At 62.3% G+C, this 19,657-nt stretch carries 16 protein-coding genes, 1 tRNA gene and 1 pseudogene; 11 read left to right on the plus strand and 7 right to left on the minus strand.

Going from position 1 to position 19,657, the window contains the following annotated elements; all coding sequences use genetic code 11:
* Positions 1–105 precede the first annotated feature (105 nt).
* Complete coding sequence (locus ACLRGI_RS18430) at positions 106–951, minus strand: inositol monophosphatase family protein (RefSeq protein WP_419202992.1); 846 nt, start codon at positions 949–951, stop codon at positions 106–108.
* Between the two features lie 33 nt (positions 952–984).
* Between ACLRGI_RS18430 and ACLRGI_RS18435 the strand changes: the two genes are divergently transcribed.
* Complete coding sequence (locus ACLRGI_RS18435) at positions 985–1,611, plus strand: hypothetical protein (protein ID WP_419202993.1); 627 nt, start codon at positions 985–987, stop codon at positions 1,609–1,611.
* Between the two features lie 20 nt (positions 1,612–1,631).
* Here ACLRGI_RS18435 and ACLRGI_RS18440 read toward each other — a convergent pair whose 3' ends face one another.
* Positions 1,632–2,435 (minus strand): DUF998 domain-containing protein, encoded by an 804-nt coding sequence (locus ACLRGI_RS18440; RefSeq protein ID WP_419202994.1) that lies wholly within the window; start codon positions 2,433–2,435, stop codon positions 1,632–1,634.
* 108 nt (positions 2,436–2,543) lie between these two features.
* Between ACLRGI_RS18440 and ACLRGI_RS18445 the strand changes: the two genes are divergently transcribed.
* From ACLRGI_RS18445 to ACLRGI_RS18455, 3 genes and pseudogenes are all read left to right on the plus strand, one after another.
* Positions 2,544–2,616, plus strand: a tRNA-Arg gene (locus ACLRGI_RS18445).
* A 1-nt stretch (position 2,617) separates the two neighbouring features.
* Positions 2,618–3,061: pseudogene (locus ACLRGI_RS18450) on the plus strand (DUF6314 family protein); the annotation flags it as partial.
* A gap of 27 nt (positions 3,062–3,088) precedes the next feature.
* Complete coding sequence (locus ACLRGI_RS18455; protein ID WP_419203085.1) at positions 3,089–3,502, plus strand: NUDIX hydrolase; 414 nt, start codon at positions 3,089–3,091, stop codon at positions 3,500–3,502.
* 40 nt (positions 3,503–3,542) lie between these two features.
* Here the strand turns inward: ACLRGI_RS18455 and ACLRGI_RS18460 are convergent, their stop codons facing one another.
* Complete coding sequence (locus ACLRGI_RS18460; RefSeq protein WP_419202995.1) at positions 3,543–5,456, minus strand: ABC transporter ATP-binding protein; 1,914 nt, start codon at positions 5,454–5,456, stop codon at positions 3,543–3,545.
* A 3-nt stretch (positions 5,457–5,459) separates the two neighbouring features.
* Positions 5,460–7,121: an ABC-F family ATP-binding cassette domain-containing protein gene (locus ACLRGI_RS18465; RefSeq protein WP_419202996.1), complete on the minus strand. Its 1,662-nt coding sequence runs from the start codon at positions 7,119–7,121 to the stop codon at positions 5,460–5,462.
* A 209-nt stretch (positions 7,122–7,330) separates the two neighbouring features.
* Between ACLRGI_RS18465 and ACLRGI_RS18470 the strand changes: the two genes are divergently transcribed.
* From ACLRGI_RS18470 to ACLRGI_RS18500, 7 genes are all read left to right on the plus strand, one after another.
* The gene (locus ACLRGI_RS18470) at positions 7,331–8,053 is read left to right on the plus strand and encodes a hypothetical protein (RefSeq protein WP_419202997.1); all 723 of its coding nucleotides are present in this window, start codon (positions 7,331–7,333) and stop codon (positions 8,051–8,053) included.
* Positions 8,050–8,757: a hypothetical protein gene (locus ACLRGI_RS18475; RefSeq protein WP_419202998.1), complete on the plus strand. Its 708-nt coding sequence runs from the start codon at positions 8,050–8,052 to the stop codon at positions 8,755–8,757. The genes ACLRGI_RS18470 and ACLRGI_RS18475 overlap by 4 nt, the downstream gene beginning before the upstream one ends.
* Positions 8,758–8,986: 229 nt before the next feature.
* Positions 8,987–9,802, plus strand: a complete 816-nt coding sequence (locus ACLRGI_RS18480; protein WP_419202999.1) for an amino acid ABC transporter substrate-binding protein — start codon at positions 8,987–8,989, stop codon at positions 9,800–9,802.
* The gene (locus tag ACLRGI_RS18485; protein WP_419203000.1) at positions 9,803–10,462 is read left to right on the plus strand and encodes an amino acid ABC transporter permease; all 660 of its coding nucleotides are present in this window, start codon (positions 9,803–9,805) and stop codon (positions 10,460–10,462) included.
* A complete protein-coding gene (locus tag ACLRGI_RS18490) occupies positions 10,449–11,252 on the plus strand; it encodes an amino acid ABC transporter ATP-binding protein (RefSeq protein ID WP_419203001.1) in 804 nt (267 codons plus the stop codon). The genes ACLRGI_RS18485 and ACLRGI_RS18490 overlap by 14 nt, the downstream gene beginning before the upstream one ends.
* A gap of 48 nt (positions 11,253–11,300) precedes the next feature.
* Positions 11,301–12,197, plus strand: a complete 897-nt coding sequence (locus tag ACLRGI_RS18495) for a hypothetical protein (protein WP_419203002.1) — start codon at positions 11,301–11,303, stop codon at positions 12,195–12,197.
* Positions 12,198–12,199: 2 nt separating this feature from the next.
* On the plus strand, positions 12,200–13,207 hold the full coding sequence (locus ACLRGI_RS18500; protein WP_419203003.1) for a hypothetical protein: 1,008 nt from the start codon (positions 12,200–12,202) through the stop codon (positions 13,205–13,207).
* A gap of 30 nt (positions 13,208–13,237) precedes the next feature.
* Here the strand turns inward: ACLRGI_RS18500 and ACLRGI_RS18505 are convergent, their stop codons facing one another.
* The 3 genes from ACLRGI_RS18505 to ACLRGI_RS18515 form a co-directional block, all read right to left on the minus strand.
* Positions 13,238–16,285 carry an alpha-mannosidase gene (locus ACLRGI_RS18505; RefSeq protein ID WP_419203004.1) on the minus strand — a complete coding sequence of 1,016 codons (3,048 nt, stop codon included), beginning with the start codon at positions 16,283–16,285 and terminating at the stop codon, positions 13,238–13,240.
* 127 nt (positions 16,286–16,412) lie between these two features.
* Positions 16,413–17,324, minus strand: a complete 912-nt coding sequence (gene fdhD / locus ACLRGI_RS18510) for a formate dehydrogenase accessory sulfurtransferase FdhD (RefSeq protein WP_419203005.1) — start codon at positions 17,322–17,324, stop codon at positions 16,413–16,415.
* 1 nt (position 17,325) lies between these two features.
* Positions 17,326–19,632 carry an FdhF/YdeP family oxidoreductase gene (locus tag ACLRGI_RS18515; protein WP_419203006.1) on the minus strand — a complete coding sequence of 769 codons (2,307 nt, stop codon included), beginning with the start codon at positions 19,630–19,632 and terminating at the stop codon, positions 17,326–17,328.
* Between the last annotated feature and the right edge of the window lie 25 nt (positions 19,633–19,657).

Consider the following 19,657-nt stretch of genomic DNA (forward strand, 5'->3'; position numbering starts at 1 on the left):
CCTGCAGCTGAGACCGTGGAGGCGAACGCCTCCCCGGTGCAAAATAACAAGGGGAAACAGGGCAAGCCCGCGGGGTACCCGAAGGGGTTAACGCAGCTTCAGACCCTAAGCAAACTGCGGAACCGAGGTGAGGGCTTCGCTCAACTCGCGTACCGCCGTCTGGCCTCCCGCCACGAACCAGTTCAGTCCGTTGACCTTCACGACGGCGGTGTCCCCGCCGGCAGCGCGGACGATCGCCTTTCCGGGGAGCCAGTCCCATTCCGGGCAGCTGTGCTGGAACCAGCAACCGAGCTCCCCGTCAGCTACCCTGCCGAGGTCGCAGGAGCCTGAACCGAACATCCGCAGTGAGGCCGCGGAGACTGCGGCGGCGTGCCAAGGCATGGCGGCGCGGGGGTCCGCCAACCAAGTGGGGTGGATGTAGGTCGCTGCGGAGATTTGGCCAACAGGGAGGTCACCGGAACCTGAGATAGCCTCGCCGTTCAGGGTGGCCGGGCGTTCCTCCCCTCCCAGCCAGAGCTTGTCCAGTTCGGGCTGGTAGATGGCCCCAAGCAGCACCTCCGGATCGGCAGGCGCGTTGCCTCCGTGGTCTGCGTTGTCACGCTTGAGGGCGATGGCTGAGCACCAGTACGTGGAGCCGTGCAGGAAGTTGTAGGTACCGTCTACTGGATCGATCACCCAGGTCCGGCCGCTCGTCCCCGCGACAGAGGCGCCTTCTTCGCCCAGGATGCCGTCTTCCGGGCGGCAGCGCCGCAACTGTTCCAGGACGTAAGCCTCTGCTGCGTGATCGGCTGCGGTGACGACGTCGGACACTGAGGTCTTGCGTTCGCCCTGCAGTCCGCCCATCCGCATGAGCAGCGCCATCTGGCCTGCCTCGCGGACCAAGGCGCTGGCCAGTTGGTAGTCAGTCAGTGTTGGATCGAGTTCAGTTGCTGTGTGCCTGCCGGTGGTCATGGATCCAGCTTATGTGGCGGGATAATGGATGACATGTCCAAGACACCAGCCCAGCGCATCAAGAAGCACGGATCAAAGGCAGTGGTCCCGGACCACACACAGCCTCCCGTGATCAACACCACCACGCAGCGGACGCCGCAAAAGGCACAGGGCAATTCCAAACTCATTGTGATCGCGGGCGTCGTGGCCAGCCTGTTCCTGTTCTGGTACCTGCACCTGCTCACCCTGAACCAGATGACGCAGCTCTCGGGCGGCTTGGCAATGCCGGATTCGCTGATCGGTGGCTTCTCGCTGGACTATATCGTCCAGCTCCAAGAGGCCATGGACGAGGCCGCGCGTGGCCAGCTGAACTACGTGCATAAGACTGCCGGTACCCTGTTTCCGTTGATCTTCGGCTTCAGCTGGCTCCTGCTGATCGGCACCAATGTGGCACGGAAGTCATGGCGTTGGACCCTGTGGGCCGCTCCCCTGCTGTTCGCAGTGGCCCACCTTTGGTCCAACGTGGCCATTGATTCCGTGCTGGCCGCGGAATCGCCCGACGCCGGTTCTGTGGCCTTGGCATCAGCGGTCACCGTGGCATCCTGGGTACTGCTCCTGATCAGTCTCGTGTGCGGCGTGCTGGCCGTGTTCCTTGGTAAGAAGAGTCCCAAGCCCGCCTGAGAGTTCTCCGCAGCCGGCCCTCAGCGCGAGCCCACCCCCTGTCGCGCCGAGTGGGCCTTCCGTTCCGTGTGGGTGCGCTGGGCAATCACCAGGCCGGCCGCGGCAAGGCCCACCGTCACCGGGTAGCCCATGAGGCGCTCCAGCAAGCCCGGTTCAGGCACTTCCATCCCGGTGATGGCGCCAACTATGAGTGCCCCGAGGCAGGTGAGCCCGCACGCGGCGAGGAACCAACTCACCGGTGTCTGCCGCAACCACAGGATTCCCAGCAGCAGTAAGGCGAACCCGCCGGCGATGAAGAACATCAACGCGCCGGCAAAATGCCAAGGCGAACCCACGTCCTCGGGAACAAGGCCCACAATGATGGTACCCAGCCCGGCAACACCGGTAAGGATGCGAATGGAGACAGCCAATATCCAAGGCACCGTCAGGACCCGGGTCTGAGGGGAGCCGTCCGCCACAGCTCGAAAACGCCGGGCAGTCACACCCGGCTGTGCCGCCACGCTGAGCAAACCTGCAGTCAGGAACAGCGCACCGAGGACCAGGGCCAGGCCCTGCACCACAAACGAGGCATTCATCAGCCAGTGCAATGGCGAGCAAACAGCCCGGTCCTCGTAGATGCCGCAGGAAATTGCCCCGAGATCGCTGATGAAGCCGGCGGCTCGGCTGTACGGCTCGGGGCCTGCCCAGGCCTCGATCACGGCAGCCTCCGCCACGAAGTATTGGACCACGCTCAGCTGCGCCCACCCTCCGACATTCGCCCTGATGCTGCGGGTATCCGGAAGAAATGATCCAGCTGGCGCCGGTGCAGTCGCATGCCCTTTCATGAACGCCAGCCTAGCGGTGTTCGGGCAGCGCCCCGGCAGCTTGTATGCTTGTAGTCGTGTCCGGGCCCTCGAGCTCCAGCAGTGGGATTTAGAGTCATGGACACACAGGCCCTCGTAGCTCAGTGGATAGAGCACGGCTCTCCTAAAGCCGGTGTCGTTGGTTCGATTCCAATCGAGGGCACTTGAAACACCAGCAGCCCACCCAGGACTTGCAGGCCTACTTGGCCGGCAGCTGGCGTGTGGAGCGGACCCTCCTGGACCGGACCTCCGGCACCAACGGAACCTTCACCGGCGTCGTGCGCTATATCCGGAACCCCGACGGCGGCCTGCACTACCGCGAAGACGGAACCATGCATTGGCCCACCCATTCCGGCCCCGCATTCCGCGAGTACCTCCTGAAACCGAGCTCCGGGCCGGAGTCCATGGACGTGTTCTTCCCCGACGGCAGGCCCTTCCACGTGATGAGCTTTACCGAACAGTGCAACCAGGATAAGCACTGGTGCGACCCCGACGAATACCGCGTCAGCTACCTCTGGGAGGGTCCTGATTCGTTCGGCTTCACGTGGGATGTCCGCGGGCCCGCCAAGAATTTGCTGCTTGAATCGCACTTGGTCCGAATCGAAGCCCGTCCGAATCGAAGCCGGGAGGCAACCATGAAGGAAGCCGGCACGGACCTGATAGTGGTGAGCGCCGTCTGCGTCTACAACGGCGAAGGCCGGCTCCTGACCGTCCGCAAGCGCGGCACGGACAAGTTCATGCACCCCGGCGGCAAACCCGAGCCCGGCGAAACCGCCGCGGAGGCCGCTTCCCGGGAGCTCCTGGAGGAGGTCGGCATCGACATAGCGCCGAACCACCTGGAGCCCCTCGGTATGTGGCTCGCGGTGGCGGCCAACGAGGCAGCAACGAACATCGAAGCCACTGTCTTTACTGCTCCCGGAACGTGGGACGCGCACCCTTCGGCGGAGATCGCGGAGATTCGCTGGCTGGACGTGGACGCGCCGCTTCCCACGGACTTGGCCCCGCTGCTGACGGACCACGTACTGCCAGCACTCGCCCGGCCCAAGTAGCCGCCCCGCCCAAGTAGCCGCCCCGCCGAAGTAGGTCGCGCTACAGCTCCGGCACTGCTTCCCGGGCGGCCGCGGTGGCTTCCGCGAACTGGGTTTGATACAGCTCGGCGTACCGCCCGTCCGCGGCCAGCAGCTCAGTGTGCGTGCCTCGCTCCACGATCCTGCCGTCCTCAACCACCAGAATGGCGTCGGCCGCACGGATAGTGGACAGGCGGTGGGCAATCACGACGGCGGTGCGCCCCTCGAGTGCCTCCCCCAAGGCAGCCTGGACGGCGGCTTCATTGGTGGAGTCCAACGCCGCAGTGGCTTCGTCGAGGATCACAACTCGAGGCTGCTTGATCAGCAGGCGGGCAATGGTGAGCCGTTGGCGTTCACCACCGGAGAGACGGTAGCCGCGCTCCCCCACAACGGTTTCCAGGCCATCAGGCAAGGACCGGATCATCGGCTCCAAGCGGGCTCGCCGGAGCACATCCCACATGTCGGATTCGGTAGCATCCGGCCGGGCAAGCCGGAGGTTGGAGGCGATGGTTTCGTGGAACAGGTGGCCGTCCTGGGTCACCATGCCCATGGTGTCCCGCAAGGAATCGAAGCTCAGGTCACGAACATCAACGCCCGTCCCCGGCTTTTGTCCGCCGAGCCGCACGGCACCGGAGTCCACGTCATACAAGCGCGAGAGCAGCTGGGCCACCGTGGACTTACCTGCACCGGAGGAGCCCACCAGGGCAACAGTCTGCCCTGGTTCAACCCTGAAGCTCATGCCGTGCAGGACTTCCTCCCCGCCACGGGTATCCAAGGTGGCAACGTCCTCAAGGGAAGCCAGCGAAACCTTTTCCGCCGAAGGGTAGGAGAAGCGGACGTCGTCGAATTCCACCGCAACCGGTCCGGCCGGAACTGTCACAGCATCCGGCTTCTCAGTGATAAGCGGCTTCAGGTCAAGGATTTCGAACACCCGCTCAAAGCTGACCAAAGCACTCATGATCTCCACGCGGGCGTTGGATAGCGCAGTCAGTGGTGCGTAGAGCCTTGTCAACAGGAGGGCGAGAACCACAACATCACCGGGCGCCAACTGCCCGCCGATCGCCAGCCAACCACCCAAGCCATAGACCAGGGCCAAAGCCAAAGCCGAGACCAAGGTCAGCGCAGTGACGAACGTGAACTGCAGCATGGCAGTCCGGATTCCAATGTCCCGGACCCGGCCGGCCCGCTCAGCGAACTCATGGGATTCCTCATCCGGGCGGCCGAACAACTTCACCAGCGTGGCGCCCGGGGCGGAGAACCTCTCCGTCATCTGCGTGCCCATGGCTGCGTTGTGTGCGGCAGCCTCGCGGCGGAGGTCCGCCAGTCTGGAGCCCATCCGCCGGGCCGGAATCAGGAAGATCGGCAGCAACACCATGGCCAGCACGGTCACAAGCCAAGAGGTATTCAGCATGACCGCAAGTGTCAGGACAAGAGCCACCACATTGCTGACTACGCCGGACAGCGTGCCGGCGAAGGCGGACTGCGCTCCGATGACGTCGTTGTTCAGGCGGCTGACCAGGGCACCGGTTCGTGTTCGCGTGAAGAACGCAATGGGCATCCGCTGCACATGATCGAACACCCGCGTGCGGAGGTCCACAATGACGCCCTCGCCAATGATGGAAGACAACCAACGGGTCAACAAACCCACACCGGCCTCGCCCACGGCCACGATGGCGATCAGGATCGCCAGCCAGATCACCGTGCCCACGCCTGCGTTGGCGATGATGGCATCCACCACCTGCCCGGCCAACACCGGAGTAGCTACAGCAAGGAAAGCACCCGCTATGGAGGCGATCACGAAAGCAATGAGCTTGCCCTTATGCGGCGCGGCAAAAGCCATCACCCGCTTCAGGGTTTCCTTGGAGAACGGCTTCGAGCCGCTCTTGGCAGTGGTGATGTTGTACAGCGAGCTCCAGGCCACGCGGTCCATGCTCATGGGTTACTTCTCCTGGCTTGGGGTGTGATGAAGCTCTTGCACTTGTCCGTTTTCGAGGTGCCAGCGCGAATCGAGTCGAACGTTCTCCAGCAGCCTGCGGTCATGGGTGACCAGCAAAAGCGCTCCCTCGTAGCTTTCCAACGCCTCCTCCAGTTGCTCGATGGCCGGAAGATCCAAATGGTTGGTGGGCTCGTCCAATACCAACAGGTTCACGCCCCGGGCTTGCAGCAAAGCAAGCGCAGCGCGTGTCCGCTCCCCCGGCGACAACGAATCAACCGTGCGGGAGGTGTGATCCGCCTTGAGGCCGAACTTGGCCAGCAGCGTACGGACATCGGCACTGTTCCAGTCCATCAGCACCGCTTCAACAGCCTCGCCAAGTTGCCGCCCGCCGTCGAGCAATCCACGCGCTTGGTCAATTTCGCCGACGGCCACTGACGCACCCATGGAGGCCTCGCCGTCGTTCGGTTCCTGTGTTCCCAACAGCAGGCGCAAAAGCGTCGACTTGCCGGCGCCGTTCGGTCCCGTGATCCCTATGCGCTCGCCGCCGTTGAGTTGGAGGTTCACCGGCCCCAGCGTGAAGTCACCTTGGCGGGCGACGACGTTGCGCAAGGTCGCAACCACGGCACTTGAGCGGGGCGCCTGGCCGATGCTGAACTGCAGTTGCCACTCTTTGCGCGGCTCCTCCACCTCGGTAAGCCGGGCGATGCGGGACTCCATCTGGCGGACCTTCTGGGCCTGCTTCTCCGATGATTCGCTGCTTGCGGCGCGACGGATTTTGTCGTTGTCCGGGTTCTTCTTCATGGCGTTCCGGACGCCTTGGGAGCTCCACTCGCGCTGGGTGCGTGCGCGGGAGACGAGGTCGGCCTTGGTGTTGGCGAACTCTTCGTAACGTTCCCTGGCGTGGCGCTTGGCCACGGCGCGCTCTTCGAGGAATGCTTCATAGCCGCCGTCGTAGACGGCCACGGATTTTTGGGCAAGGTCCAATTCCACCACGGTGGTGACGCAGCGGGCCAGGAACTCGCGGTCGTGGGACACCAGGACCACGCCGCCCCGAAGGCCTTGAACAAAGGCCTCCAGCCGGGCGAGTCCATCAAGGTCGAGGTCGTTGGTGGGTTCGTCCAGGAGGACCACGTCGAAGCGGCTGAGCAGAAGGGCGGCCAAAGCCACGCGTGCGGCTTGCCCGCCGGAAAGGCCCGTCATCAGCGCGTCGGCGCCGAGCTCCAGTCCGAGGTCGGCGAGGACGGCCGGAACCCGGTCCTCCAGGTCCGCCGCGCCGGAGGCCATCCAGCGGTCGAAGGCCAGTGAGTAGGCGTCATCGGCGCCCGGAGCCCCTGAACCGAGGGCTTCGGCGGTGGATTCCATCTCGAAAGTTGCCTGGGCACAGCCGGTGCGCCGGGCGATGTAGGCCGCGATTGTTTCGCCGGCGGTGCGCTCGTGTTCCTGCGGCAACCAACCCACAAAGGCATCTGACGGCGCCAGGTTGACGCTTCCCGCCTGGGGTTGGTCCACTCCGGCAAGGATGCGCAGCAGTGTGGACTTGCCGGCGCCGTTGGCACCCACCACACCCACAACATCGCCCGGCGCAACGGTCAGGGAAAGGTCCGAAAAAAGCGTGCGATGGCCATGACCACCGGCGAGATCCTTGGCCACCAAAGTTGCAGTCATTGTCTATCCTCCAGCAAGGGAACGCAGAAATTCAGGCCGCGATTCCCGCGGGCATGGAAAAACCCGCTGGTCCGGACTTGGGGGGTGTACGGACCAGCGGGTTCAATCATCAAGCATAATTCAATGTGGCGTCGGCGTAAAATCGTTCTGTACTCCCACTTACGGCTTACGCCGCCTTTGCCCTCGCGACCCGTCCAGGAAAGTTCCACATGCCCCTACAGTCCAAGGCGTTCCAGCGCTGGCTTCATGGCATAGCGCCCGATGCCAGCACTGCTGACGTCTGCAGGATCGCCGGCATAAAACGAACAACATTGGCCCAGCAACTGGTCCGCGGCAAGGTCGCGGAGTCCACCTTGGTGAGTATCAGCCGCGGCTTCCACATCAATCCGGTGCAGGCCTTGTCAACTTTCGATCTTTACTCCGAGCTTCGGGGCGACCCCGTCCCGCCCACCTCCTGCGAGCTCGTCAGCCAGGTAGCCACCATCGATCTGCTGCGCGCGGTGGTTGACCGCAGTGAGCCCGGCACAGCTCCCGCTCCGCGCCTTTCCGAGCCACCGCACCCCACCTCCGTACGCAACTGGGTTGACGCGATCGACGACGGCGAGTTGCGGCACCGGGTCAGCGTCGCCACCGGGATCGCACCACAGAACTTCTCCGCCCACCTCACTGCCAACAGACTTCCGCCTGAGTTGGCGATTGCTACCTCGCGCGCTGCCGACGTGGGGCCGGCGGGAGGGCTGGTGGCAGGCGGGCTGATCACGGAGGCCGAAGCAGGATGGCCGCCCAATGCCCGCCAGGAAGCACTGGACAAAATGTCCCAGGGCAGACTGGTGACCTTGGCCGGCGAACGGCTCCTGGCGCTCGGCAAGACTCTGCGCCGGCAGGAACAAGACCATGAACGAGCCGAACGAATTTGGGAGAACCTCGGATGACGGCAGTCCTGCCCTGGGTCACGCTGGCTGTTTGCCTGGCGATAACCCTCGCCCGGGTCCCAAGTGCAGTGCGCGGCGAGAACCGCGAGGTCTTCTATATTTTCTCGCTGATCTCATTGAGCATCTTCATCAGTATCGAGGCCCCGTACCTGATCATCGATGGCTGGCTCGGCGGGATGAACATCGGCAACCTGATCCTGCGTTTCCTGCTGTACGGAACTTTCTACTTCATGGGGATCAGGATCGCCACCGCTTTCGGCTCAGCGTCCGCCGTTCGCGCCATCCGAGGCCCCCTCGGGATCGCCGCAGCAGCAATCATCGGCGCGTTCACCATCTACTTCTTCGTCATTACGGACACACAGGGATCTTCGGCCGGGATGAGCGGGCTGAAGTGGGGTCCTTCGCTGGACGGATACGCGGCGATGGGCCGCTTGTATCCAGGCTTCGTTGCAGCCTGCCTTGTACCTGCCATCTGGCGCACAGTGGTCAGTACTGCGCCCGTTCTCTTGCGGGTGGCATCGGGGTTCCTGCTTCTGGGGTTATCGCTGCTCCTGTCGTCCCAACTTTTTCCCCTCATACCCTTTTCTGAGGCTTGGCTCAGGGTCCTCATCAATTATTCGGCTGCCTTGTTCACGTGCCTTGGACTCGCCGGAATTTGGTTTTCCAAGTCATTTGCGCGGCGAAAGCAACGTCTCTCGGCGTAAGACTTTCACAAAACCATTAGATCGTGGCACAATCATGAATGTGTGAATGCGGCTTTGCAGCCTGGCACCGGAATCAGAGAACGGGTTTCCGGTGGATGTGGCGCCCACGTGATCACAATTGGGGGGATGAGTGGTGGCGGGCTGTTGGGGACCGCCCCCACTCAGCCTTTTTAACGGCACTTTGCACCACGTCACCAAGCCTGGCCGGGGCGGTGACTAAGATGGCTCCATGAACAGCCTTCGCACCCGCCGCTCTGTCCTCGCAGCAACCGTGGCCGCGGCCTCCCTTGCACTTTCCGCGTGCGGCGGAGGGTCAGCGCCCGCTCAATCCGGCGGTGACACCTCCCTTTCGGACGTCAAATCCAAGGGCGAACTCATCATCGCCACCGAAGGTACCTACCGTCCCTTCAGCTTCCACGCTGACGGCGCCGGAGAGCTCACCGGTTTCGACGTCGAGATCGCCCAGGCTGTTGCCGGGAAACTCGGCGTAAAGGCTACCTTCCAGCAAACGCAGTTCGACGGCATCTTCGCCGGTCTCGAATCCAAGCGTTTCGACACCATCGCGAACCAGATCTCCATCAATGACGAGCGCAAGGCCAAGTACGAGTTCTCCACGCCCTACACCATCTCCACCGGCGTGGTGGTCACCAAGTCGGACAACAGCAGCATCAACAGCTTCGCGGATCTCAAGGGCAAGACCACCGCCCAGTCACTGACCAGCAACTTCTACAAGATGGCCGTTGAAGCGGGCGCCAATGTCCAGGCAGTGGAAGGCTGGGCCCAGTCAGCCACGCTCGTGCAACAGGGCCGCGTGGATGCCACTGTGAACGACAAACTCACCTACCTGGACTATGCCAAGAACACTCCCGACTCCGGCCTGAAGGTTGCCGCCGAAGCACCGGAGAAGACCCAGAGCGCCATGGTTTTCCGCAAGGGCTCCACGGAGCTCACCGCAGCAGTGGACAAAGCGTTGGCAGACCTGAAGGCCGATGGCACCCTGGCCAGGATCTCCGAAAAGTACTTCGGCGCGGACGTCACCAAATAGATGAACTGGGACCTCATCTGGAGTTCCTTCGGTCCGCTGATCACCGGCGCCGTCACGGGGACCATTCCGCTGACGCTCGCGTCCTTTGCCTTCGGATTGGTCATCGCACTGGTAGTTGCCCTGATGCGCCTGAGCCCAAATTGGTTTATCTCCGGCATCGGCCGCTTCTACGTCTCGGTGATCCGCGGCACTCCCCTGCTGGTGCAGCTCTTCGTGATCTTCTTCGGCCTTCCCAGCATCGGCATCCGGCTTGATCCTTGGCCCAGCGCCATTATCGCTTTCTCGCTGAACGTGGGCGGATACGCTGCCGAAATCATCCGCGCGGCCATTCTGTCCGTGCCGAAAGGTCAGTGGGAAGCCGGCCACACCATCGGTATGTCCCGGCCGCAGGCTTTGGTGCGCATCATCCTTCCGCAGGCAGCACGAGTGTCCGTTCCGCCGTTGTCCAATACCTTCATCTCGCTGGTGAAGGATACGTCCCTTGCCTCGCTCATCCTGGTCACCGAACTGTTCCGCAACGCACAGCAGATCGCTGCGTTCAGCCAGGAGTTCATGGCCCTTTACCTGCAGGCAGCCTTGGTTTACTGGGTTATTTGCCTGGTCCTTTCCACGGCACAGTCCGCCGTGGAGAAGAGATTGGACCGCTATGTCGCGCACTAACGAACCAGCCCAGCCGCGCGTCAGCCCGGTCCTGAAGGCGCGGAGCCTTGCCAAAGCCTTCGGAAGCAACGTGGTACTGCGCGACATCGACATCGATATCCGGCGCGGTCAGGTGGTCGCCCTGATCGGGCCATCAGGATCCGGCAAGACCACGGTGCTGCGCTCCCTCAATGGCCTGGAAATTCCCGACGCCGGTACGGTCACCTTTGGAAGCGGCGATGCCTCGGCTGAGCTGGCCATCGACTTCGGCGCCAAGGTGGGGAAGAAGGAAGTGGCCGCGCTCCGCGACCGCAGTGCCATGGTCTTCCAGCACTACAACCTGTTCCCCCACATGACGGTATTGAAGAACATCATCGAAGGCCCCGTCCAGGTCCAGAAGCGACCTCGCGCCGAGGCAATTGCCGAAGCCGAACGCCTGCTGGAACGCGTTGGCCTCGCCGACAAGCGTGACGCCTACCCCTTCGAACTCTCAGGCGGCCAGCAGCAGCGTGTGGGGATCGTCCGGGCCTTGGCGCTGAAGCCTCAACTGCTCTTGTTCGATGAGCCCACGTCCGCCCTGGACCCCGAACTTGTGGGAGACGTCCTGGGCGTCATCAAAGAACTCGCCGAGGAAGGCTGGACCATGGTGATCGTGACCCATGAGCTTGCCTTTGCCCAGCATGTGGCAGACGAGGTAATTTTCATGGACGGCGGCGTCGTAGTGGAACGCGGGCCTGCAGCCGAAGTATTGCGGGCGCCGCGCCAGGAACGGACCAAGCTCTTCGTGAAGCGGCTTCAACACGACGTCTAGGCGATATACAGGGCCCGTACGGCCCACAAAATATGGGGGAAGAAACCTTTGGAAGAGACAGTCAACGTGCCCGGCGGGGGACGCTCCAAACGGACGGCGATCATTGTTGTTGCCGTGGTTTTGGCCCTGGTGGCCGCCGGGCTTGGCACTTGGTTTGCCCTCTCCCGGCCGTCGGGACCGGACCGTGCTGACGTTGTCCGTTTGGACAAGCACCGCGTGATCGTGGACAACTCGATGAACCTCTACGATCCCCTGGTCCAACAGTTTTCCGGGCGGTACTCGAACGCCATTTCCCAGAAAGCGGGACAGGCTGAAGAGGAAAAAGTCCTGAGCCAGGACCGTGAGCGCATAGTGCGTGAGTCACAGGCAAATCGCGAGCGTCTTGAACACATGGCGGAATCGCCCGTAGTGCAGGATCAGGAAGTGGCCGAATCCTTCAACCGATTCAAGGATCAGTACGGAGCGGTGATCGCCTACAACGATCAACTGGTGATCAACACCTCCAACATCTACCGCTCCGTGGGCGGACCGTGTGCGGCCCTGCATTCATCGCTGAACGTCGCAAGCGAGTCCTACGCCCAGGACTACGTCAAGAGTGCCGATGAGTGCTTGGCAGCACTGGGTGCCGCCAAGGACGGTGCAGATGCCGAGACCACCACCCTGCTCACGGAGGTGGAGGCAGTCATCCGCGGGCAGCGGGACAAGCAACAGGAAGTGCTCAATAGCAAGGACACCTTGGAGCGCCTCAGCAAGAGCACTCTTGCCGGCCTTGCGCTGTTGGATATCAATGAGGCATTCGCCAAGGCCCAGACAAGCTATGAAACCGCCACCAAGGACAAATACTCAAAAATCATCGAAAATGCCAACAGCTCAAACTCGGAATTCGAAGGCGTCCTCAAGAAGCGCTTGGAACAGTTTGAAGCAGCATCCGGTGAGGGGAAATAGCCATGACCACTGAGCCCGTCCGCACTAAGCGCCGTCCGCTCCTTATTGCCGTAGCCATTGCCGTTGTTCTGGCGGTGGTTGCCTCGGTAGTGGTGATCACCTTGACCAACGTCGCCCATCAGCAGCGCAGGGAAAGTCTGAGCGTCCTGAAGGATGAGCGTCTGACTGCCCTCGTCGAGGCAAGGGGAAAAGTCCAACCGGCCGTCAATTCCTACCTGGCAGCGTATAAGAAGGCACGCAACGTCCCGGCAACGCAGGAGGAGGCTGAGAAGAACTCCGCCAAAGAACGGGATGAGTTCCAGCAGGCCATCAACTCAGCACGGACTGCCTTGAGCAATGTGCAGGCGGGAAACGGAGCCGGCGGAGAAGGGGATACGATGCCTGTGGCCGCAGCCCAGCTTGCTGATTCCTATCAGGCCTATCTCGACTCCATGGAAGGGCTCGTGGAGTCATATCCGCTGTTCGAAGGACTCTTCAGGGAGGATGCCGGCTGTAGTGGACTGTTTGTGGGCTCCAAAGCGGCCACCCTCCGGGAACGTCAAACACTCCTGGGACAAGCAGCTGTCCCGTGCCGGGAGGCCGTCAACCAACTCAAACAATCCAAGAACATCTCCTATGTTGAGTTTGCCCGCACCTTGGACAATGAGATTGCACAGCTGGAATCCCACGCAGAAACCACGGCGAAGTCCGAGGAGAACTACAACGAGTTTGTCCGGCTCAAGGATGAGTACGTCAAAAAAATTGATGACGCCACCGCCCGGAATGCCACAGATGCGGAATACCTCAAGATTGCTGACGAACTCAAGGCCGTCAACACCCGGATAAAGAACAACAGGTCAGAATTCGACTTTGCCGCCAAACGCTACCTGAACGGCGTCAAGGGAATGCCTGCCCTGGTTGACGATGTTTTCTCGAAGAACATCTCAGCCGATATCAAACACCACGACGCCGTGATCCCCATCCGGGTTCAGGTGGTCAAGGATGCCATCGACGCGGAACTGGCGGAGTAACTCACTCAACAGAGCAATTCCGCCACTATCTCAGCGGCTGAGCCGCAGCGTGACCAGTTGGAAGGGCCGGAGTACCAGTTTGGTTGTGGAGTCTTCCTCCACGGTCACGCCGGGGGCTTCGGTGGGGCGTTCCAGGAGGTCCGTGGCTACCACTGCGGAGCACTCGAAGTTGGCCTTGAGGGTCCCGGTTGAGCGTTCCCCCAGTGATTCGTAGAGCCGGACGATGACGTCGCCCGAGCCGTCCTCGGCTAGTTTCACTGCTTCGACCACAATGGCGGGGTTGGTCACGGTGAGCAGGGGTTCAACGGCCTGCCCGCCGGTGACGAACCGAGGTTTGAGGTTGGTGCGGTAGCCCTCTTCCACGGCGTCAGCGATCCCGGCGCCGGGCCTGATGGAGACCTCGAGGGTGTGCTCGCCGCGGTCTGCTTCCGGGTCCGGGAACCGGGCCGAGCGCAGCAGCGAGGTCCGGACCGTCGTCGTGGTTCCGCCATCGGCCCGGACTGCCCTGGTGACGTCGTGCCCGTAGCTGGAGGAGTTGGTCACTGCCACGCCGTAGCCGGGTTCGGCGACGTGGATCCAGCGGTGGACGCAGATCTCGAACTTGGCAGCTTCCCAGGACGTGTTGGTGTGCGTGGGCCGGAAAACGTGGCCGAACTGTGTTTCGGACGCTGAACGGTCTGCCCTGACGTCCAGCGGGAAGGCGATCTTGAGCATCTTCTCGCGTTCCTGCCAGTCCACTGTGGTGGCGATCCCCAGCGACGCCGCACCGGGCTCCAGGGTCAGGCGTTGGGTGATGATGGAGGCGCCCACCTTGCGTTTGACCACCACGACGACGCCTGCCGGGGAACGTTCGACCTCGACCGCGTCCGCTTGGGTCAGCGGGGTGACGTTGCGGCGGTAGAACTCCTCGATGTCCCAAGCGTCCCACTCGTTCGGGGTATCCCGGAACAGTTCCAACAGGTTCCCGGCCTGCCCGGGAGCGATGGCGTTCCGGCCGCTGGCATGGTCCACCAACGAGGTCAACAGCCCGTCCGGGTTCAGGACCGCGCGGATGATGCCGTTATCGAGCACGTAGCCGTCCGCGTGCTCGTCCACCCGGACACTCGAATGGGGGTTATCGGGAGAATCGGGCGCCGTGGCCTTAGCCGCGCCCAGGGCGGGGACGCCGTGGCGCTGATGCGGGGCGGCGTTCAGCAAGAACTCCTGGCCGCCTTCGCCTACCAGGGCCTGGGCGGCGTGGCAGATGATGCCCTCCAGGTCCCGGGCTATGGCCGCGTAGTTCCGTTCGGCGTCCTGGTGGACCCAGGCAATGGAGCTGCCGGGCAGGATGTCATGGAACTGCTGCAGCAGCACCAGTTGCCAGAGCCGTTTGAGCTCCGCGGCGGGGTAGGCGTAGTCCGTACCGAGCCGGACGGCGGCCGTGGTGCACCACAGCTCCGCCTCCCGCAGGAGATGTTCGCTCCGACGGTTCCCGAGCTTGGTCTTGGCTTGGCTGGTGTACGTTCCACGGTGCATTTCCAGGTACATCTCCCCCACCCAGACCGGCAGGTTCGTGTATTCGGCCTCGGCCTTGGTAAAGAAGTCCTGGGCGCTGCCCATGCGGACCTTCGGGGAGCCTTCCAAATCCGCCGTGCGATGCGCAGCGGCCACCATTTCACGGGTCGGTCCGCCACCGCCGTCGCCATAACCGAACGGCACCAGCGACATCGTCCCCCGGCCGTGATCGCGGTAATTCCGCTCCGCATGGGCCAACTCACGACCATGCAGCTCAGCGTTATACGTATCCACCGGCGGGAAATGGGTGAACAACCGGGTCCCGTCAATGCCTTCCCACGCGAAAGTGTGGTGTGGCATCCGGTTGACCTTGTTCCAGGAAATCTTCTGGGTCAGGAACCAGCGTGAGCCGGCTTCCTTGACGATCTGCGGGAGAGCACCGGAGTAACCGAACGAATCGGGCAGCCACGCCTCCCGACACTCGATGCCGAACTCCTTCAGGAAGAAACTCTTCCCTTCCACGAACTGGCGGGCCATGGCCTCACCACCTGGCATGTTGGTGTCCGATTCCACCCACATGCCGCCCACGGGAACGAACTGGCCGGCCTTGACCTTTTCCCTGATCCGCACAAACAGCTCCGGGAAGAACTCCTTCATCCACGCCATCTGCTGGGCCGAAGAACACGAGAACACAAAGTCAGGGTCCTCATCCATCAACGCCACAACGTTCGAGAACGTCCGGGCACACTTACGGATGGTTTCACGGACTGGCCACAGCCACGCGGAGTCGATGTGCGCGTGGCCGGTAGCCAGAAGCTCATGGGCCGACGCGTACGCCGGACGGCTCAGGACCTGCGCAAGTTCTGCACGGCCCGTGGCGGCGGTTCCGGCAACATCGTCCGGGTCCATGACGTCCAGCATTCGTTCAAGTGCGCGCAGGATTTCATGGCGGCGGGGCATTTCCATGGGAAGTTCGTGCATCAAGCCGCTGAGGGTCCAGATGTCCTGGTTGAGTTCCCACACGGTCTCGTTCAGTTCGGCGATGGCGATCCGGCCCAGCCTGTAGCGAGGCTCATCACCGGAGGTGGCCTTGTCCCCCAAGGGGGTGGGGGCGAACGACCAACCCTGCGCAACGTCCGGATTGGCTGCTGCCTCCACATAGAAGTCAACGGAGTGGCCGCCACCCAAAAGCTTCAGCGGCACGTGATAGTTCCGGGGCGAAATTGCCTTGATGATGCTTGCGTCGGAGCGCCAGGCTGTGCCTTCACACTGGAAGCCAGGGACATCACTGTTGAAACCAAGATCAACAATGATTTCCACTGTTGTGGAATCAGTCATGCCCCAGTCCTGCGGCACCTCGCCCTGCAGGCGCAGCCATTTTGTGCTCCATGCCTTGCCCCAGGCAGCGCCGGGCTCCTGTGGCGCAAAGACCTGGCGTAGTGCTTCCGCAGCGGGCACGGGCTCACCCGGCGCATCCCAACTGCTCAGCTGAAGCGGAATCGCCCTACCGTAAATAGCCGGAAGAACACGTTCCCGAACAAACCTGTCGAGACGCTGTTCAGTGATCCGGCGGTCGTCGTGCAATTAATTCCCCTTTGGGCGTTCGCTGGGTGACAGGGATTGTTACCGCGCCCCAAAACTGCAGGGCACGGACGGCAAAACTTGAGTCGCCGGGCTTCCAATCGATGGATAAAATCTACGTTGTTCCAGCTCAATAGCCAAGTGATTGCCGGCTATCCCCCACCGCTTGCGAGTCCGTTGCCGCAGCTTCTGCCACAATTCTGTCCCGTCCGGCATAGACATTAAGGCTGAGCCCACGGCTGAAACCCGCCAGGGTGATCCCCGTTTCCTCCGCCAGTTCCGCCGCAAGGCTGGAGGGGGCGCTCACAGCCGCCAACACGGGAATCCCCGCCATGGCAGCCTTCTGGACAAGTTCAAACGAAGCCCGGCCCGAAACCTGAAGAACAGTCCCCTTGAGCGGCAACATGCCCGAACGCAACGCCCAGCCCACAACTTTATCCACGGCGTTGTGCCTGCCCACGTCCTCCCGGAGGCAGAGCAACTCCGTAGCGCCGTCGTCGTGGATCCTGAAAAGGCCGGCAGCGTGCACGCCACCGGTTTTGTCAAAGACCGCCTGCGCTTCACGGAGGCGGTCGGGCAGGGCGGCGAGCGCCCTCACCGGAACCGTGACACTGTCCTCCTTGGGGCTGTGGTGTGAGGACTTGCGCACTGCATCAATGGAGTCCGTGCCACAAATTCCGCATGAGCTGGAGGTGTAGACGTTCCGGCCGGTGTCGGGTCGTTCCACGTCAGGCCGAAGCTGCGCATCCACCACGTTGAAGGTCTGCACCCCGTTCTCGTCCTCACCAGCGCAGAAACGCTCCGAGACCAGCTGACCCGGCTCCCACACGATCCCTTCCGAGACCAGGAATCCCGCAACGAGGTCGAAGTCGTCCCCGGGGGTCCGCATGGTCACGGAGAAAGACATGTCACCCAAGCGGATCTCCAGCGGCTCCTCCACAGCCAAGACGTCTTCCTTGAAACGGATGGGATGCTCCAAGGCCTGCGGTGAGCCATCCAGGACAAACTTGTGCACCTTGCGGCGCTGGGTTACTCGTCCCATATCAGGATCCGTTCTCCTCATGCTTCACGAAGCGTACGGTCATTGCTTTGTAGCCGGGGGTGTTGGATTCCCGGGCCACCAGTTCACGGTGCACCAACGCGTTTGCCTCCGGGAAGTACGCCGCTGCGCATCCCTTGGCAGTGGGGTACCCGATGAGCCGGAACTTGTTGGCACGCCGTTCCGTGCCCCCGAAAGTGGAGATGACATCCACCAGGTCACGGTCCTTGAAGCCCAGTTCCTCCAGGTCATCAAGATGGACCAGGATCACCCGCCGACCGTCCGAGACGCCGCGGTAGCGGTCATCCAGCCCGTAGAACGTGGTGTTGTATTGATCGTGGCTGCGGACAGTCTGGAGGATCAGGTGGCCCGCCGGTGCCTCGAGGTATTCAAGCGGTCGAACGGAGAAAAGTCCCTTGCCGATGTCCGTGGCGAAAGTGCGGCTATCCCTGGGCGGGTTGGGGAGGACGAAGCCGTTCTTGGTGCGGACCCGGGCGTTGAAATCCTCAAAGCCCGGAATGACGCGGGAGATATGGTCGCGTATCACGTCGTAGTCCTCGGCCATGGCACGCCAGTCCACACTGTGGCTGTCCCCCAGGGTCGCTTGGGCCATTCGTGCCACAATCACCGGTTCGCTCAGGAGGTGTTCTGAAACAGGCTCCAGCCTTCCCTGCGTTTTGTGGATGACGGACATGGAGTCCTCCACCGAGAGGAATTGCTTGCCTTTGGGGTGCTTGTCATCAGTGTCCGTCCGGCCAAGCGTGGGCAGGATCAGGGACGTCTTGCCGTGGACGATGTGTGCCCGGTTGGGCTTGGTGGAGATGTGGACGGTGAGCCCCGCCTTCTTCAGGCCATCTTCCAAGGCTGCGGTGTCCGATCCCGCCGCCGCGAAGTTTCCACCCATCGAGACGAAAACATCCACTTCACCCTTTTCCAAGGCGTGCTGGGTTTCCACGGAGTCATAGCCGTGGTCCCGCGGCATGTGGAAGCCGAACTCCTTGTCCAGCGCGGCCAGGAAGGACTCCTTGGGTTTTTCCCAGATGCCCATGGTGCGGTCGCCCTGCACGTTTGAGTGCCCCCGCACTGGACAGGCGCCCGCCCCACGCTTGCCAAAGTTGCCCTGAAGGAGCAGCAGGTTGATGATCTCGCGGAGCGTATCCACTGAGTGCGGTTGCTGGGTCAGTCCGAGGGCCCAGCAGATGATGGTCGCCTTTGAGGAAGCCATCATTCCTGCGGCCTTGGTGATCTCTTCCCGACTCAGCCCTGTGGCCCGCTCAGTTTCGTCCCAGTCCAGCACCGAGCGGGCTCGCTCATAGGCTGCGAAACCTTCGGTTTGTTCCTCGATGAAGGAATGGTCGACGACGGATCCCGGGTTGCGCTTCTCTTCCTCCAGGAGCAGATGGCCCAGTGCTTGGAACAGCGCGAGGTCGCCGCCCACTTTGATCTGGAGGAACTCATCAGCGATGGTGGTGCCCCCACCGATAACGCCGTTGAGGGACTGCGGATCCTTGAAGTTCAGGAGGCCGGCTTCGGGAAGCGGGTTGACCGCGATGATTTTTCCGCCGTTGTTTTTGCAGTCACGGAGGGCGGACAGCATTCTGGGGTGATTGGTCCCGGGGTTTTGGCCAACCACCAGTACCAGCTCCGCATGGTGGATGTCCTCCAGTGAAACCGTGCCTTTGCCGATTCCGATGGTCGGATTGAGTGCGCTGCCGGAGGACTCGTGGCACATGTTGGAGCAATCGGGCAGGTTGTTGGTCCCGAGGCTTCTAGCAAACAACTGGTACATGAAGGCGGTCTCGTTGGCCGTCCGGCCGGAGGTGTAGAAGACGCACTTGTCAGGCGTGGTGGCGTTGATGTGTTCGCCGATCAAAGCGAAAGCGTTGGTCCAGCTGATGGGCGAATAGTGGGTATCACCCGGTTTGATGACAACGGGCTCGGACAGTCTTCCTTGGCTTCCCAGCCAGTATTCCGTCTTATCCTCGAGGTCAGCCAGGGAATGTTTCGCCCAGAATTCAGCACCCACTGTCCGGGTGGTGCTCTCCTCGGCGATCGCCTTGGCGCCGTTTTCGCAAAACTCTGCCGGACTGCGCCTGCCGGTAATCGATTCCGGCCACGCACACCCAGGGCAGTCAAAGCCATCATGCTGGTTGACCCTGAGCATGGAACGGACCGTGCGGGTCACCCCGGCCTGGGCGTAACCGCGTTCGAGCGCTACCGTGACAGCCTTGAGTCCTGCCGCGGCTTGTTTGGGCGGATGGATTTGCAGGTCATCTTCATTGATGTCCTGTTCTGGAGCATGCCTGTTCATGAATCCATCATTGCACTTTGTCGCG

Source organism: Paenarthrobacter sp. PPS72 (genome assembly GCF_048537125.1).
Classification (GTDB): domain Bacteria; phylum Actinomycetota; class Actinomycetes; order Actinomycetales; family Micrococcaceae; genus Arthrobacter; species Arthrobacter nitroguajacolicus_E.

Bases quoted from the DNA above. Each gene is read 5' to 3' on its own strand.
- ACLRGI_RS18485 (WP_419203000.1), top strand. From the start codon at position 9,803: ATGAACTGGGACCTCATCTGGAGTTCCTTCGGTCCGCTGATCACCGGC.
- ACLRGI_RS18440 (WP_419202994.1), bottom strand. From the start codon at position 2,435: ATGAAAGGGCATGCGACTGCACCGGCGCCAGCTGGATCATTTCTTCCG.
- ACLRGI_RS18430 (WP_419202992.1), bottom strand. From the start codon at position 951: ATGACCACCGGCAGGCACACAGCAACTGAACTCGATCCAACACTGACT.
- ACLRGI_RS18460 (WP_419202995.1), bottom strand. From the start codon at position 5,456: ATGAGCATGGACCGCGTGGCCTGGAGCTCGCTGTACAACATCACCACT.
- ACLRGI_RS18500 (WP_419203003.1), top strand. From the start codon at position 12,200: ATGACCACTGAGCCCGTCCGCACTAAGCGCCGTCCGCTCCTTATTGCC.
- ACLRGI_RS18435 (WP_419202993.1), top strand. From the start codon at position 985: ATGTCCAAGACACCAGCCCAGCGCATCAAGAAGCACGGATCAAAGGCA.
- ACLRGI_RS18465 (WP_419202996.1), bottom strand. From the start codon at position 7,121: ATGACTGCAACTTTGGTGGCCAAGGATCTCGCCGGTGGTCATGGCCAT.
- ACLRGI_RS18470 (WP_419202997.1), top strand. From the start codon at position 7,331: ATGCCCCTACAGTCCAAGGCGTTCCAGCGCTGGCTTCATGGCATAGCG.
- ACLRGI_RS18475 (WP_419202998.1), top strand. From the start codon at position 8,050: ATGACGGCAGTCCTGCCCTGGGTCACGCTGGCTGTTTGCCTGGCGATA.
- fdhD (WP_419203005.1), bottom strand. From the start codon at position 17,324: ATGGGACGAGTAACCCAGCGCCGCAAGGTGCACAAGTTTGTCCTGGAT.
- ACLRGI_RS18480 (WP_419202999.1), top strand. From the start codon at position 8,987: ATGAACAGCCTTCGCACCCGCCGCTCTGTCCTCGCAGCAACCGTGGCC.
- ACLRGI_RS18455 (WP_419203085.1), top strand. From the start codon at position 3,089: ATGAAGGAAGCCGGCACGGACCTGATAGTGGTGAGCGCCGTCTGCGTC.
- ACLRGI_RS18515 (WP_419203006.1), bottom strand. From the start codon at position 19,632: ATGAACAGGCATGCTCCAGAACAGGACATCAATGAAGATGACCTGCAA.
- ACLRGI_RS18490 (WP_419203001.1), top strand. From the start codon at position 10,449: ATGTCGCGCACTAACGAACCAGCCCAGCCGCGCGTCAGCCCGGTCCTG.